Source organism: Sorangiineae bacterium MSr11954 (assembly GCA_037157815.1).
Taxonomy (GTDB): Bacteria; Myxococcota_A; Polyangia; order Polyangiales; family Polyangiaceae; genus Pendulispora; species Pendulispora albinea.
The window spans coordinates 12,194,984-12,209,118 of sequence record CP089984.1 but is presented as its reverse complement, the minus strand read 5'-3'; the positions used below and the strand labels follow the sequence as shown (position 1 = coordinate 12,209,118).

The 14,135-nt window shown below is 64.5% G+C and carries 13 protein-coding genes; 6 read left to right on the top strand and 7 right to left on the bottom strand.

The features are described from left to right. Nucleotides 1-18: 18 nt before the first annotated feature. On the bottom strand, nt 19-936 hold the full coding sequence (locus LZC94_48440) for a phytanoyl-CoA dioxygenase family protein (protein ID WXB15634.1): 918 nt from the start codon (nt 934-936) through the stop codon (nt 19-21). Nucleotides 937-995: 59 nt separating this feature from the next. On the opposite strand from LZC94_48440, the gene LZC94_48435 reads away from it, so the two are divergent. Further along, nucleotides 996-1,304 (top strand): hypothetical protein, encoded by a 309-nt coding sequence (locus tag LZC94_48435; GenBank protein WXB15633.1) that lies wholly within the window; start codon nt 996-998, stop codon nt 1,302-1,304. 9 nt (nt 1,305-1,313) lie between these two features. On the opposite strand, the gene LZC94_48430 is transcribed toward LZC94_48435, so the two are convergent. Then, entirely contained in the window at nt 1,314-3,980 is a 2,667-nt protein-coding gene (locus LZC94_48430; GenBank protein ID WXB15632.1) for a hypothetical protein, read from the bottom strand. A 67-nt stretch (nt 3,981-4,047) separates the two neighbouring features. After that, nucleotides 4,048-5,937 (bottom strand): ricin-type beta-trefoil lectin domain protein, encoded by a 1,890-nt coding sequence (locus tag LZC94_48425; GenBank protein ID WXB15631.1) that lies wholly within the window; start codon nt 5,935-5,937, stop codon nt 4,048-4,050. A gap of 488 nt (nt 5,938-6,425) precedes the next feature. Between LZC94_48425 and LZC94_48420 the strand changes: the two genes are divergently transcribed. Then, nucleotides 6,426-6,716, top strand: coding sequence for a hypothetical protein (locus LZC94_48420; GenBank protein ID WXB15630.1), 291 nt, complete (start codon nt 6,426-6,428; stop codon nt 6,714-6,716). A 188-nt stretch (nt 6,717-6,904) separates the two neighbouring features. Then, nucleotides 6,905-8,917 carry a thioredoxin domain-containing protein gene (locus LZC94_48415; protein ID WXB15629.1) on the top strand — a complete coding sequence of 671 codons (2,013 nt, stop codon included), beginning with the start codon at nt 6,905-6,907 and terminating at the stop codon, nt 8,915-8,917. Between the two features lie 61 nt (nt 8,918-8,978). On the opposite strand, the gene LZC94_48410 is transcribed toward LZC94_48415, so the two are convergent. Beyond that, nucleotides 8,979-9,365, bottom strand: coding sequence for a hypothetical protein (locus tag LZC94_48410; protein WXB15628.1), 387 nt, complete (start codon nt 9,363-9,365; stop codon nt 8,979-8,981). Between the two features lie 358 nt (nt 9,366-9,723). Continuing rightward, a complete protein-coding gene (locus tag LZC94_48405; protein ID WXB15627.1) occupies nt 9,724-10,335 on the bottom strand; it encodes a hypothetical protein in 612 nt (203 codons plus the stop codon). A gap of 258 nt (nt 10,336-10,593) precedes the next feature. On the opposite strand from LZC94_48405, the gene LZC94_48400 reads away from it, so the two are divergent. Next, nucleotides 10,594-12,018 carry an alkaline phosphatase family protein gene (locus LZC94_48400; GenBank protein WXB15626.1) on the top strand — a complete coding sequence of 475 codons (1,425 nt, stop codon included), beginning with the start codon at nt 10,594-10,596 and terminating at the stop codon, nt 12,016-12,018. Nucleotides 12,019-12,087: 69 nt separating this feature from the next. On the opposite strand, the gene LZC94_48395 is transcribed toward LZC94_48400, so the two are convergent. Beyond that, nucleotides 12,088-12,447, bottom strand: a complete 360-nt coding sequence (locus LZC94_48395; GenBank protein ID WXB15625.1) for a VOC family protein — start codon at nt 12,445-12,447, stop codon at nt 12,088-12,090. A 167-nt stretch (nt 12,448-12,614) separates the two neighbouring features. Between LZC94_48395 and LZC94_48390 the strand changes: the two genes are divergently transcribed. Beyond that, entirely contained in the window at nt 12,615-13,103 is a 489-nt protein-coding gene (locus tag LZC94_48390) for an Lrp/AsnC family transcriptional regulator (protein WXB15624.1), read from the top strand. On the opposite strand, the gene LZC94_48385 is transcribed toward LZC94_48390, so the two are convergent. Next, on the bottom strand, nt 13,094-13,651 hold the full coding sequence (locus tag LZC94_48385) for a DUF420 domain-containing protein (protein WXB20336.1): 558 nt from the start codon (nt 13,649-13,651) through the stop codon (nt 13,094-13,096). The genes LZC94_48390 and LZC94_48385 overlap by 10 nt on opposite strands. 174 nt (nt 13,652-13,825) lie before the next feature. On the opposite strand from LZC94_48385, the gene LZC94_48380 reads away from it, so the two are divergent. Continuing rightward, the gene (locus LZC94_48380; protein WXB15623.1) at nt 13,826-14,110 is read left to right on the top strand and encodes a hypothetical protein; all 285 of its coding nucleotides are present in this window, start codon (nt 13,826-13,828) and stop codon (nt 14,108-14,110) included. Nucleotides 14,111-14,135: the final 25 nt, after the last annotated feature.

Sequence of the window (14,135 nt, the reverse complement as noted above, 5' to 3'; positions counted from 1 at the left end):
CCGGGTGCAGGCGCCGAGCTACCCGAGCCGCCGAAACCCGTAGATGCTCTTGTCCTCCGCGGGATCCAAAAAGACGCGCGACTCCCCCGCCCACACGCCGGCGCGCGCCCGAATGGCGTCATCGGGCAAGACGTCCAGCTTCGTGTACCCCGGGTGATGGTGCGGCAAACACGGATCGTTGGCGGCCGCGTTGTACGCGATCAAGAACAGATCGCGCGGCCGCTGCGAGCGATTCGGCGCCGACGTATGCAGCGTATTGCAGTGAAAGAACATGACGTCGCCGGGCTCGGCCTCGAAGGCCACGCGCTCCGAGCGCTCGAGCACCGCGCGAACCCGCTCGGGATCGGCGCCCGTCTGCGAGCCCACCTGACCATGCTCGATGCGCCCCAGGCGGTGGCTCCCGCGAATCACCTCGAGACAGCCATTTTCCCGGTTGGCCGCGTTCATGGCGACGGCCACCGTGAGCATATCGGGGTAGAGGCAACCGTTCTTGTACCAATAGCCGTAATCCTGATGCCAATTCCACGTGCCGCCTCCCCCCGGCGGCTTCATCGTGATCTTCGAGTGGTAGTGGTACACCTCGCCCCCGAGCAGCGCCTCGGCGCCGCGCACCATCCGCGCGCAGCGGGCGAATGCGCCGAATAGATCGTCGCCCGGATCGTTCCAGAGCGCGATCTCGGTCGAGGCCCCTGCATCGTCGGCCACCGCGTACGCGCGGCGGTGCATGGCCCGATCGCCCACGAACGCCTCGTCGAGGAGGCGCATCTCGTCGCGCGCGAACAGCCCTCGTTTGATCAGGAAACCGTCGCGGGCAAAGGCCTCCACCTCGGAGGTGCGGAGCGTGCTTTCCGGTACGATGGAGTGGCTCACGGCATGGGACATATCGACCTCGGCGTGAAAGTCGGGCGCGGCAGACCGCGCACCTCGGGCTGCCATTCAAGCACCGTTGGCAAAGAGGATCACGCTTTCCCGCGCCCCAACGTAGAATGCGGTCGGTGAGCAAACGACCAAGAGCCGCACGAAGGTCCCTGGAGCGCAGCGCCGCCAAGCTCGTCGCGCAAAAGTGGAAGCTCGCCTCCCTCGAAAACGGCGGCACGCCGGAGCGGGCCATCCTCGTCCCCTCGGCCTCCGTGGTCGAAACGCACGCGCGCTCCTTGCCCTGCGTCGCGTGCGGCGCCACGGTTCGCGTCGAGGAGCACACGGCCGAAGAACATGGCGGCGCGCGCCTCCGGGTGGCGCGCGTGGTGTGCGTTCAATGCGGCTCCAAACGCGCCCTCTACTTCCAAATCGCGCTGCCGAACTGAGCGCTCGACTCACTCGATCCAGGGGCGCCGCACCACGTTCCACCCATCCACGGCGATCCAGGGCTCCTCGTCCCCGAGATCCTTCGAGGCCGCCTCCACGGTGATGGTCCGCGACTCCCCGGGGAGCAAGGTGATGTAATTGTCGCTATAATGAACGGGCAGCACGCGCGCCATGGTGCCCCGCTTGCGCAGCTGCAAATGCGTCGCGAGCGCGATGGTGGAGGTCGGGTTCGACACCGTCGCATCGAGGAGAACCTTGTCCCCGTCCTCGCGACGCGTCATCGTCACCCCCACCGCCACGGTGGGAAGGGTCGTGAGCGCCGTAAAATCGTCCGGGCGCTCGGGACGGGCGCGCCAATAGAAATTATCGGACACCAGCCGCCCTTCTCCGTCGCGCAGCTCCAGCTTGACGAAGTGAACGGCGGAGAGACCGGAGGGCCACACCATGGCCCCCACGTCGGTGGCCGCGGCCGGCGGCGCGGTCACGTTCGCGCGGCGCGTGGATTTCAATGTGCCGTCGAGGTTGAACACGCGCATCTCCGCGCGAAGATCCGGACGAGCCTGCGTGCCATCGTTGATGACCATGACGTGAAAGTCGCTTTGGTTCATTTGAATATGAACCGGCTCACAGGCCTTTTGCACGGCGAACAAAGAGGCGTGCGGCTCCAGATCGTGGCTGTAGAGCTGCCATACGAAGCTCGGTTGCGCGGGGTTGCTCATCCACGTGATCACGCCCGTCGTGGGCTTGAACAACTTGGCAAATCGCCCCTCGTACATGGCGCGGTACGCTTCGTAGTTCATCAGCTGCGCGCGGCGCACGAACTCCCCCAGGTTCGCCCACTGCCCATAACGCTTTCCGAGCACGTCGGCGTACATGCGCGGATCGTCGCGTCCCTGCTGGGCGCCGCGCGCCAGATCGTGCTCGGCCCAATCGTCGTTGATGGTGTTCCAATCCTTCTCCGGCATCATCGCCTGCACCGACTCCAAGGTCGGAATCGACACGCTGCCGATCTCCGTCTTGAACGCTTCGTCCTGCGGAAATTGATAAAACTTGCGCGGCTCGCGCCATGAATAGGGCCCCCCGGATCGAACGCCGCGCCCGTCGGCGGAGTTTCGCTGGTAGAGCCTCTGGGGATCGAGCTCGGACATGATGCGCTGAACGCCCCGATCGAGCTCCGCGGGCGCCGGATCGCCCTCGTTGCGGCCGCACCAGAGCGCGATCGAGGGGTGGTTGCGGAATCGCAGCACCTTCTCGCGCACGTTGGCTAAATACAAACCGATGTCGCTGGGGTTCGGCCCGTCGCTGGGGTTGGGTTGAAAGAACTCGTCCCAGAGCAAGAGCCCGTATTTGTCGCAAAGCTCGTAAAAGTCTTCGCTGGTGCTCTGCCCGACCCAATTGCGGATCATCGTATAGTGCGCCTGCTGGTGCATGCGGATCTGCGCCTCGAGGCGATCGCGCGGGATGCGCTTCATCGCCTCGTCCATGCCCCAATTGCCGCCTTTGGCGATCACCTTCACCCCATTGACGGACAAGGTCAGGTTCTCCGTGCCGGTCACGTGGTAGCTGATCTCGCGAATGCCGAAGATCACGTCGCGCACATCGGAGGGCGCCTCCTCCCGCGCCGCCGCGCCTCCGGAGGCCGCGTCTGCGAGAGGGAACGGACGCGCATCGAAGCGCAAATGCAACGTATTCAAGTTTTGCGGCCCATAACCGTTGGGCCACCAAAGGCGCGGGTGGAGCACGTGCAGCGCGGGGACCGTCTGCGAGGTGAGCTTGATGGTCCGCACCTCGTTCGGCGCCAGGGTCACCGTTTGCTCGAAGGGTGCACCACCTTCGAGCGCGCCGCGCAACACGCCCGTTTGCGGCGCGCCGGTCACGTTGCGCAAGGTGGCCTCGACGGTGAGATCGGCTTCGTCCGTGCGCGGGAGCGGGAGATCCGAGGTGACGGCGGGGTCTTCGATTTTGACGGGCCCCGTGGCCGACAGGGTGACCTTCCGCCAAATGCCCATATCGCGATCGCGGATCCCGGGGAGCCAATCCCAGCCGATGGTGCACAAAAACGTGGGCCCATCTTGGGCCAGAACGCCGCCGTTCAGCCCCATTCCTTGGGCGATGGTGTGCTCCTCCGGATCCCCCGGGTGCGGCGGTGGGTTCATCTTGACGGCCACCGCCGCCGGCTCGCCCGGCACCACGAAGGCCGTCACGTCGAAGAGGCCGCGCGCGAAGGCGCCGCGGATGGTGCCCACGGCATGGCCATTCACCCACACGTCGGCCGTGTAGTTGATGCCCTCGAAGTTCAGCCAGAGATGCCGGCCCGCCGCCACCCGCGGCACATCGAACCGGGCGCGGTACCAATACGAGGTACGACAGAGGCTCTCGGGGATTTTATTCGGTCGATTGTTCTCGCCGTAGAGGGGCTCGGGATAAACCCCTTCGTTCACCAAGCTGGTGAGCACGGTGCCGGGTACGGTCGCTCGGTACCAACCCGAGGGCACGTACCCTACCTGCGAGATCGCCTCGCCGGAGTCCGCGACCTTGGCCACGTCCTGAAGTTGCCAGCCAGACGAAAGCTCGAGGGCGCCCTCCATCGACGACACGGTCTTTTCCTCCACCTTCGGGGTGCTCCCGTCGACACAGACGCACGCCACCACACCGCACGCCGCGAGCGACACCACGATTCCTCGAGAAAGGGTCCGGGGCATCCTGCGCGGTAATTTCGAGCTCACACGCGGTACGCTAAGCTCAATTCGCGGGCACCGTCCACTTTTGATTTGCAGCCCCGGTGCAACTCCAGATTTGCAACCGCGCGCCGTTTGCCGGGTCGTTGTCGGTCACATCGAGGCACTTGTTGGCGGGGACGTTCACCAGATCGCGCCCCGCCGTCACCTGCCACTGCTGCGCGCCGGTGCCGTTGCAGTCGTAGAGCTGCACCTTGGCCCCATCCGCCGTGGATGCCGACGTTACGTCCAAGCATTTGCCGAGCGCTCGAACGGTGCCATCGGTGCCCACCGTCCATCGCTGCGCGACCGTCCCGTTGCAGTCGTAGAGCTGCACCGCCGTTCCATTGGCGCCATTGCCGCCTGCAATGTCGACGCACTTGCCTGCGAGCCCGGTGATGGGCCCGGTGGCGCCGCCACCGCCGCCGGGGGTGCCGGTCCATGTGAACGTGGCGGAGGTGGCGACCGGCAACGTGTACGCAAAGGACTGTCCGCCCCAGTTGACGCGCAAGGTCTGCGCGCTGCCCGTGTCGTTGTAGGCGATCAGCACCTTGGAGCCATCGGGGTTGCGCCAAGCCACATTGCGGACCGAGGCGTTGTCGTTGGTGTCGATGCGCTCGGCGCCGGGCTTCACGAACTTCGTCAGGTGGCCCATCGTATAATATTCGATCGTATAATCGACTTGGCCGTGGCGGGCATCGCCGTTGTGCACGGTGATCAAGCCCGTACAGGTGCCGCAGCCTCCCGAGTGCGGTCCCATGTTCTGGTCCACCGCCAAGCTCCACTTGGTGACGGTGCGGCCCCAGTTGCGGGTGTAGTCGATGATGTTGCGCATGTCCTCCTGCTGTTGATGGCTTATCCACGTCCCGCCGGAGTGCTCCGTGTCGAAGGCGTCGACGTTCGGGTACTGATTGTGAATGGTCGTTTGCAGCCTCACGTCGCCGCCATAGCCGTGCCAGGCGATGCCGCCAAAGAGGGAATCGGCGCGCACCTGGGCATCGGCCAGGACGGTGGAGCCCAAATCGTCGTAGTTGCCCCAATTGTAGTCGAGGGCCAGCACCTTGGTCGTCGAGCCGTTGGCGTGGAGCGCGGGCAAAAGATGGTTCTTGGTGAAGTTCAAGAGCCCCGCGCCGTTCCAGTTCATCGATCCATAATTGGTATTCGGACCGCAGCACGTCGGCTCGTTCTGCACCGACACGTAGTCCACGTTCACGCCTTGCGCGCGGTACGCCTGGAGGTATTTGACGAAGTATTGCGCGTACGTCCCGTAGTATTCGGCCTTGAGCCACCCCTGGCGGGTGAAATCGCCGTTGTCCTTCATCCAGGCCGGTGAGCTCCACGGCGAGGCCATGATGGTCACGTTGGGGTTGATCGCGCGCGCCCTCTTGGTCAGCGGGAGCACGTCGGCCAGATCGTGGTCGATCGAGAACCGGGCGAGGCTCGGATCGGTCTGCCCGGCCGGCAGATCGTCGTACGAATAATTGTAGCGGGCCAGATCGGAGGCGCCCATGGGGTTGCGCAAGAAGCCAACGCCGATGCCGGTGGTCGGGTTGAACAGGTTCTGCATCACCGTCTCGCGGGCGGCGGCGCTGAGCGCTCCGCTGCCGTTCATCAGCCACGCCGCCGTATCCGTGAACGAGGCGCCGCCCCCGATGAACCGTTGGTAGCGAACGTTCTCGTCGACCGTCACGTTTTGTCCGCTCCCGCCCGTGCCGGCCGAGAACGCGACATTGGCTTGCGGCTGCAAACCGCGCACGACGTGCACGCCGCGCCCATCGTCGGTGGTCGTCAGCCATACGCTCACGGTCTCGTTGGCCGCCCGCGCGGGGTGGCTCGCGAGGACACCGGCGAGGGCGAGCAAGGTCGAGAAAATCGGGGTTCGGGAGCGCTTTTTCGTAACGATGATGGTCATCATGGTTGCGCTGCGGGTGCAGCGCGCATGCCGCCGCAATAAAGACGGCGATCATCGTTGTTGAAACGAGGGGCCTGCTCGCGCATGATCCGCGCGATCATCGCGAGGTGATCGATGCGATCATCTTGACACCAAAGACGAAGGACTTGCGTGCGGCGCGCCCGCCGTGCAGATTACCCAGACGGATGCATCCGAGGTTCAAGTGCGTCGCAGCGATCATCGTGGCCATGGCAGCATGGCTGGTGACGTCGCCCGGATGGGCGGCACAGCTGTCGTCGCCTCGTGTTTTGCCTCCGGTTTCTCTGGTTTCGGCTCCGGCTTCAGTTTTGGCATCGGTTTCGTCCGTCGCGCCCGGCTCATCTGGCTCGTCGGATGGTGCGTACGCCCCATTCCAGGCGTTCCAGGCTTTCCAGGTATCGCAGGGTCAAGCCGGAACGGATTGCGCCCGAAGCAACTCGGGTAGCGCGGGCCGCTCGGCACCGCGGTGTGACGTGCGCGGCGCCACCACCTTCGGCCCGGCGCCCACCTTGGATATTCCCCTGGCGTCCATCGATGTGGGCGACGCAGACGACGGGAATTTGCGGCTGCTCGGGCTCCATGCCTACGAGCAGGGCCGTACGCCGGACCCGTCCGCAGCCCACGCCATCCCGGAGGCGACGCTCACGGCCCGCGCGCGCGTGATGCGCAGTCCTTTGCGGGGCATCGTGCTTCGCGGTTCGCCCCAGGAGCGCGGCTCCCCGGGCGTGCGCCATCTGTTGGAAAGACCGCCGCGCACCGTCTGATCGCGGCTTGCCTCGAGGTTGGCTCGAGGCACCGGCATCGACGGTCCCCGCAGGCCCGCGCACCCGCATCTCGCGTTGGCGCACGGCCATGGCGCGCGCCCGCGCTTCGGGCGACGCCCCACCACGCGTCTTTTCAACTTCGTTTCGGCATTCGTGCGAGCCGCCGGCTCGAGCACGGAGGATTCCTCATGTCCATCGTATCCAAAGAAGCACCCAAAGCAGATTTGCCCGCGCACCCATCTGGGATACCCAACGGCGTGGCCGTCATCGGTTTCGTCCTTTGCGCCCTCTCCGGCGCCGCCCTCATGTGGGGCTACGACGCGCACCGACTCCGCAGCGGCGGCGCGAGCGCCAGCACGGAGCCCAGCGGCACCTGGAGCGACTCCGACTCCCCCATTCCAGTCGATAGCCACGATCCCACGTGGGGCGCGCGCTCGGCCCCGGTCACCATCGTTCAATTCTCGGATTTTCAGTGCCCGTATTGTTCGCGGGTCGAGCCGACGATCGACCAAGTGAAGCGCGCGTACGGCCCCGAGAAGGTCCGCATCGTCTGGAAGAACCTACCGCTCGCCTTCCACCGCAACGCCAAGCCCGCGGCGGAAGCGGCCGAGGGCGTCTTTCGCCTCAAAGGCCACGATGCGTTTTGGAAGTTTCACGATCTCGCGTTCCAGAACCAAACCGCCCTCTCGCCCGAGAGCTACGAACGCTGGGCGCAGCAAGCCGGCGTCGCCGATCTGAAAACGTTCCGCGCGGGCCTCGCCTCCCACCAATGGGCCGCCAAGGTCGACCAAGACGACGCGCTCGCCCAGCAAATCCATGTCACGGCCACGCCGGGGTTCTTCATCAACGGCGTCGCCATCTCCGGCGCGCAGCCCTTCGACACGTTCAAAGCCGTGATCGACCAAGAGCTCGGAAAAGCCCAGGCGAAGATCGCCGCCGGCGTGCCCCGAAGCGAGATTTACGTGCGCATGTCCAAGGAGAACAAGCTCGCCGCGCCCGCGCCCGCCCCCACGGACGACGACAAGCCCGACACGGAGGACGCGAAGACCGTATGGAAGGTGCCGGTCGGCAAGAGCCCGGTTTCAGGCTCCAACCAAGCGCTGGTCACCATCGTGGAGTTCTCGGATTTTCAGTGTCCGTTCTGCAAACGCGGCGAGGCCATCCTCGACAAGGTGCGCGAGACGTACGGCGACAAAGTTCGCGTCGTTTGGAAAAACCAGCCCATCCCCACGCACCCCCGCGCGGAACCCGCCGCCCAATTGGCCTTCGAGGCGCGCGCCCAAAAAGGCGACAAGGGCTTTTGGGATGCGCACCACAAATTGTTCGACTCGGCGCCCAAGCTGGAGGAAGCCGATTTCGACCGCATCGCCAAGGAGCTCGGGCTCGCCCCGGAGAAGGTGAAGAGCGCCATCAAGGATCATCGTTACAAGAACGCCATCGAGGCCGATCAGGACATGGCCGACGATTTCCAGGCCACGAGCACCCCGCAGTTCTTCATCAACGGACGCAAGATCGTGGGCGCGGAGCCTTACGAGAAGTTCGCGGCCATCATCGACGACGAGATCACCAAGGCCAAAGGCCTGCTCGCCAAAGGCACCAAGCAGACCGATCTCTACGAGGCCCTCACGCAAAACGGGAAAGGAGCCCCCGAGCTCGAGAAGAAGGCCCTACCGGCGCCCAGCCACGCTCCCGTGAAAGGGAACCCCAACGCCAAGGTCACCATCGTCGAGGTGAGCGACTTTCAATGTCCCTATTGCAGGCGGGCCGAGGACACCATGAAAGAGGTCATGAAAACGTATGGGGATCGGGTGAAGGCCACATGGCGCCATTTTCCGCTGACCATGCACGAGGACGCGGGCATCGCGGCACAAGCTGCCCAGGAGGCCTTCAAACAGAAGGGCTCCGAGGGCTTCTGGAAGATGCACGCGCTGCTCTTCGAGAACCAACGCACGGAAAATGGAATGAAGCGCGACGCGCTCGAAAAATATGCGCAGCAGATCGGGCTCGACATGGCCAAGTTCAAGCTGGCGCTGGACAATCAAACCCATCTGCCCGAGATCGACGCCGACATCAAGGTGGTCACCGACGCGGGGATCAACAGCACACCGGGGTTCTTCATCAACGGCTATTACATTGCCGGGGCAGAACCGTATCCCAAGTTTCGTAAGGTCATCGAACGGGCGCTCGCAGAAGCAAAGTAGCGTGACGCATAGGGCACGAAGGGTCGGACGGCGAGGCCGAGGCGGCCGGCCCTTCGTGCGCTCACGACTGACGCTTCTGGAAGTCGACGGCGATATCGACGATCTGGCCTGGCGCAAGGAAGCGGCGGAAAATGCCATGTGTGCCATCGGCGCTGACGCTCACCAGCTGCCCGGATTCGGGATCGGTGTAGACCAGGCGCGGTTTGCCGTCGGGACCTTGCGCGAACACCTTGGTCTGTGCCTCACCGTCGATGCGTGCCGAGTAGATGGCCAGCTCCGGGCGATTGCGCGGCACGAGCGGCGTGTCGCGATCCATGCCCTCCACCTCCACCATGGAAATCGATGCGGGGGCGCTCGCAGCTTTGTTCCGCGCGTGAATCTCGGTGATGCCGGCCAGGATCGCCATGGGGAGGATGACGGGGACCAAACGCTGAATCGAGAGTTTCATGATGAAGTCCTTTTCGCCGAAGCCCGTTGATAAATTTCAACGTCTCGTGTCGATGGTTGGTGGCTCACGTCGTGCCACGTTCCGTTCACGTGGTGCCCACGCAGGCCAAACCTGAGCAACGCACGTGCCACGAAGCGGAGCGCGCCATCCTCCCCTCTTTACAAAGCTTTTCATCGAGGATCACCGCCGCGCGGACAGATGTCCGGACAGGTGTCAGCCGACCGGAAGCGCATGTCGTGACCGCTTCCGTGGGACGCTCATCCCACTTCCGGGATCCCCACCGCAACCCGAATGATACCGTCCGCGGCCATGCGAAGCCGCTCGAGGTGATTCCCGCTTTCGCTGCCGCGCTGGGGCCCTAAACCCACGAGGCGCGGTAGACGATGGTCGTCGGGCTGCGCCTCGGGAGCTCTTTGACATACAGGACGTCGCAGAACAATTTGCCCACGCCCATGCCGATGTCGCGAAGGCCGGCGCGGAAGTAAGGAATGGCGGCGAGGGCGCACTCCAGCACCTCGACCCGTGCTTCCTTTGGCCCCTCTTTGTAGACGACGATGGCTCCCCCGATGCACATGCGATCCCAGATGCGGCGCGAATACGAAAGAGGCACCCAGGGGGTGGCGCCCACTTGTTTTGCAAAGCGCCCCGCGATCGACAAAAACGTGTTGTTCAAATGACGCGTAAGGATCTCGCCGATTTGCGCGATGGCGTCGGTGTCGAGCCCCATGCGATCGCACGCCAGGTAGTGCGCGAGCGCCACCTCGATCGGGAGCCATCCGCCGACGACGGTCGTGGTCAGCGCTTGGCGGTGCGCCTCCGGAAGGAGTGAAAGATAGCGATCGAAGTAACCGCAATTGCGCAGCGCGTTCTGCGACGCCACGATCCACGTGCTCCGAAATTTCGTGGTGGGCGGTAAGCGATTGCGCGGCACGTCGAGCGCGACGACGATTTCTTCGGAGCTCTCGCGCATCACTGGATCATAACTCGCCGCTCATCCGTTGCACCCCCAACGCGACGAGGAATTCAACGCCCCAATCGACCGTACGTCTCGTGTACGATGTATGAGATAATCCCAAACCGGAATACGCTGGCCCTAGGGCTTTACGAACACGTCACAGGGCGCTCATGCATATACGTTTACCATGCCAGCGCTCTCTCGGTTTTCCACGGTTCTCGACTTTCTCGATTCTTACGAGGGTGATGCATGGAAGGGATCTCGCGTCGGCAAGTGCTTCGAATTCTGGGCGCAGGAGCCGTTGGAATCGGCTGTAGCTCGGGCGACGAGGAGAGCCCGACCCAACCTCCGCCCCAGGGGAATCCGCCCGACGGCGGCGGCGGGGTTTCGGAACCGCCTCCGGCCCCGCCGGAGCCCAGCGGTCTCGCCATGCTTCAGGAGATCGACACCATCGTGGTGGTGATGATGGAGAACCGCTCGTTCGACCACTACTTCGGGGCTTTGAAGCGCGATCCCACCTACGTGAACCGCGCGGCCGTCGCCGGCACCACCGGCACCGAATCGAACCCCGCGCCGAGCGGTCCGAAGGTCGGCATCTACAAGGCGGATACGTTCACCCTGGCCGATCCGCCGCACAGCTTCGCCGCCAGCCATACGCAGTGGAACGATGGCAAAAACGATCAATTCGTCATCGCCCACAAGGGCGCGAATCAAAATCAGGTGATGGCGTATTACGATCGCAGCCAGATACCTTTCTACCATTGGCTGGCCGACAACTTCACCATCTGCGATCACTGGTTCGCTTCGGTGATGGGCCCGACCTGGCCCAATCGCTTTTACCTGCACGCCGGCACCTCGTCGGGCAAGAAGAACAACACGCCCATCGAGGCGAATGCCCCCACGACCATCTGGGAGCAGATGAAGGCGGCAGGAAAGACGGCCAAGAACTACTATGCCGGCAAATCGGCCTTCTTCGCCGGTGGGTTTCCGACCAAGGTGCGCGAGGGCGTCAACCCGGTCGTCGAGATGGATGCCTTCTTCGCCGACGCCAAAGCAGGAAAGCTGCCGAACCTCTCGTACATCGATCCGGATTGGTCCGTCTCCGACGATCACCCGGCGCACGATATCCGCCTCGGGCAGGCCTTCGTATCGAGCATTTACAAGGCCCTGGCCGCGAGCCCGCAGTGGTCGCGCTCCCTCTTGATCATCATTTACGACGAGCACGGCGGCTTCTGGGACCACGTTCCACCCCCGGCGGCGCCCGACGACAACGCGGAATTTCGCCAGTTCGGGTTCCGCATCCCTGCCATCATCGCCGGGCCCACCGTGAAGAAGGGCTATTTGAGCACCGCCGCCTACGACCATACGTCGGTGCTGGCCACCCTCGCGGCGCGCTGGGGTCTGCCGGGCCTCACCACCCGCTCCAAAGCAGCCAACGCGCTCACCGACGTCTTCGACCCAAAGCGCTACAAAAAGCCGGCCGAGCCCGCGCCGGAGCCCCCCGCCCTCACCCTCGACCAAGGCGCCCTGGCCACCATCGGCACCAGCAGCCAAGAAGAGCTCGAACAGGCCATCGCCGATGGCACCATCCCGCGCGAGCTGACCGATCCACGCCCGCACGATCTCCGCGTTCAAAGCTGGCTCACCGAGGCGCAGAAGCTGCGGTCCGTTCGCCTATCGGAGCGCACGACCCGCTAGCGCCTTTTTGGCCACCTCGCCTCGGCACACCACCTCGCCTCGGCGCAGGTCACTCCGCCTCGGCGCAGGTCACTCCGCCTCGTGGCACACGAACTCCACCAGGCGCCCATCGGGATCGCGCAAGTAGCCCGCGTAGTAGTTCGGGTGAATGTGCGGCGCGAGCGCGGGCGCCCGGTCGAGCGCGTGCCCCAGCGCGCGGGCCACCTCGTAGACCTTGTCGACGACCGCCCGGCTCGGGGCGCCGAATGCAAAGTGGACATTGGTGGACGGCTCGCCGGCCACGAGGAACACATCGAGGGACTTGCCGTCGCCAAAGCCTTTGGCCGGACCGGTGACCTTCTGCTCGTAGCCGAGGGGCCCCAGCACGTCCCCGTAAAAACGTACACTCGCGTCGATATTGCGCGTCGAAAGCTCGAGATGATCGATCATGGGTTCTCTCCGATCCGTTCGCAAATAATCCCCGCCCCAGCGATGACGTCGCTTGCGCCGAGGAGCTTGGTGCGGAGATTATTGGGCCACGCCTCGGCCGTTTCTTTGCAAACCTGGACCAGAGACCGGGTAATTTCGGCGTATCGGCATGGTCCAGCGGGGAAAAAATGCAACGGCGCGCGCTCGACTCCTTTGATCGCAAGCTCCTGCGCCTCGTCCAGCAGGACGACCATTTGACGGCCGAGGCCCTGGCCGAGCGCATCGGCCTCTCCGCCTCGGCCATCCAGCGGCGCCTGAAACGGCTCGAGGCGGATGGGTTCATCGTGGGGCACATGGCCCTGGTCGACCCCACCACGGTGGGCAACCCCACGTTCTTCGTGGTGGCCCTGGAGGTCGAACGCGAACGGCTCGAGCATCTGGCGCGCTTGCGGCAGTGGCTCACCTCCGAAGAGTGGGTGCAGCAGACCTATTACGTCACCGGCACGGCCGACTTCGTCCTGATCGTCACCGCCCCCAGCGTGCAGGCGTACGATGACTTCATGACCCGCCTCATGACCGACAACCCCAACGTCCGGAGGTTCACGACCAACGTGGTCCTGGGGATCAACAAGCGCAGCCTCTGCGTCCCCATCGAGGACGACGGCGATCAGCCGTAGGCGCTCCGCAGCATCGCAAACACCACCACGCCGGTGATGGAGACGTAGAGCCAAATGGGAAAGAGAAGCTTCGTGATCTTCTTGTGCGTCACGAAGTTTCGCTGAAACGCGTAATAGAACGCGGCCAGGCACATGGGGAGCACGGGGATCGATAGGATCACGTGCGAGGCGAGGATGAGCAGGTAGACCACCCGCGCGCCGCCCTCGCCCGGGTACTTGGTGTCGCCGTGCACGTAGTGGTAGGCCAAGTAGCCCACGAGAAAGAGGCTGCTCGACGCGAAGGCCGATAGCATGAGGGCCTGGTGACGCGTCACCTGCTTCTTCTTGATGGCGACGACCGCCAGCACCAAGAGCACGGCGGCGATGGCGTTGAAGGTAGCGTTCACGGCCGGCATGAAGGCGAGCGCGGCGGAGTCACCGGGCGACGTCTGGCGAATCAGCAAGAGGTACGTGAGCAGCGAGAGCGCGAGGATCGACACCACCGCGTTCACGATCCAAAAAGGGCGATCGGTGTTCTTCGAGAGCGCGGATTCAGCCATGGGGGCGATATAGAGCAATCGGCTCGGACATGGAACCGAGCCGCCCTATGTTTGTGCCGCAAACCGATGACGGAGCTACAAATGACGACACGTTGCCGAAACTCGTTCCTGCTTAGGCCCGCTGCGCCGCGGCCTTTTTCGCGGGCATCGCGGCATACCCTGCGATCGCGCCTGCTGTCTGCCGTGGTTTTCTCGGCCCTCACGCTCTCCGCGGCCGCCGCGGTCACCGGCTGTCGCGCCAAAACGCAGGAGGCCGTCAAGGAGGACGTGCGCGACGGCGCCGAGAGGACCAAATCCGGCATCGAAACCGGCGCGGAGAAGGCCGGCAAAGGGATCCGAACCGGGGTCGAGAAAGCGGGCGAGGGCATCGGAATCGGCCTCGAGAAGGCCGGGCAAGGGCTGCAGCGGGCCGGGGACAAAATCACCGGCCGCGGCCGTCCCGACGCGGGGGCCGACGCCGGAAATTGATCGCTCGCTGATTTCCTTGACGGTT

What these genes read in the sequence shown, in the direction of transcription:
- LZC94_48440 (WXB15634.1), bottom strand. Translation starts at nt 936, where the DNA reads ATGGCAGCCCGAGGTGCGCGGTCTGCCGCGCCCGACTTTCACGCCGAG.
- LZC94_48425 (WXB15631.1), bottom strand. Translation starts at nt 5,937, where the DNA reads ATGATGACCATCATCGTTACGAAAAAGCGCTCCCGAACCCCGATTTTC.
- LZC94_48415 (WXB15629.1), top strand. Translation starts at nt 6,905, where the DNA reads ATGTCCATCGTATCCAAAGAAGCACCCAAAGCAGATTTGCCCGCGCAC.
- LZC94_48410 (WXB15628.1), bottom strand. Translation starts at nt 9,365, where the DNA reads ATGAAACTCTCGATTCAGCGTTTGGTCCCCGTCATCCTCCCCATGGCG.
- LZC94_48405 (WXB15627.1), bottom strand. Translation starts at nt 10,335, where the DNA reads ATGCGCGAGAGCTCCGAAGAAATCGTCGTCGCGCTCGACGTGCCGCGC.
- LZC94_48395 (WXB15625.1), bottom strand. Translation starts at nt 12,447, where the DNA reads ATGATCGATCATCTCGAGCTTTCGACGCGCAATATCGACGCGAGTGTA.
- LZC94_48390 (WXB15624.1), top strand. Translation starts at nt 12,615, where the DNA reads ATGCAACGGCGCGCGCTCGACTCCTTTGATCGCAAGCTCCTGCGCCTC.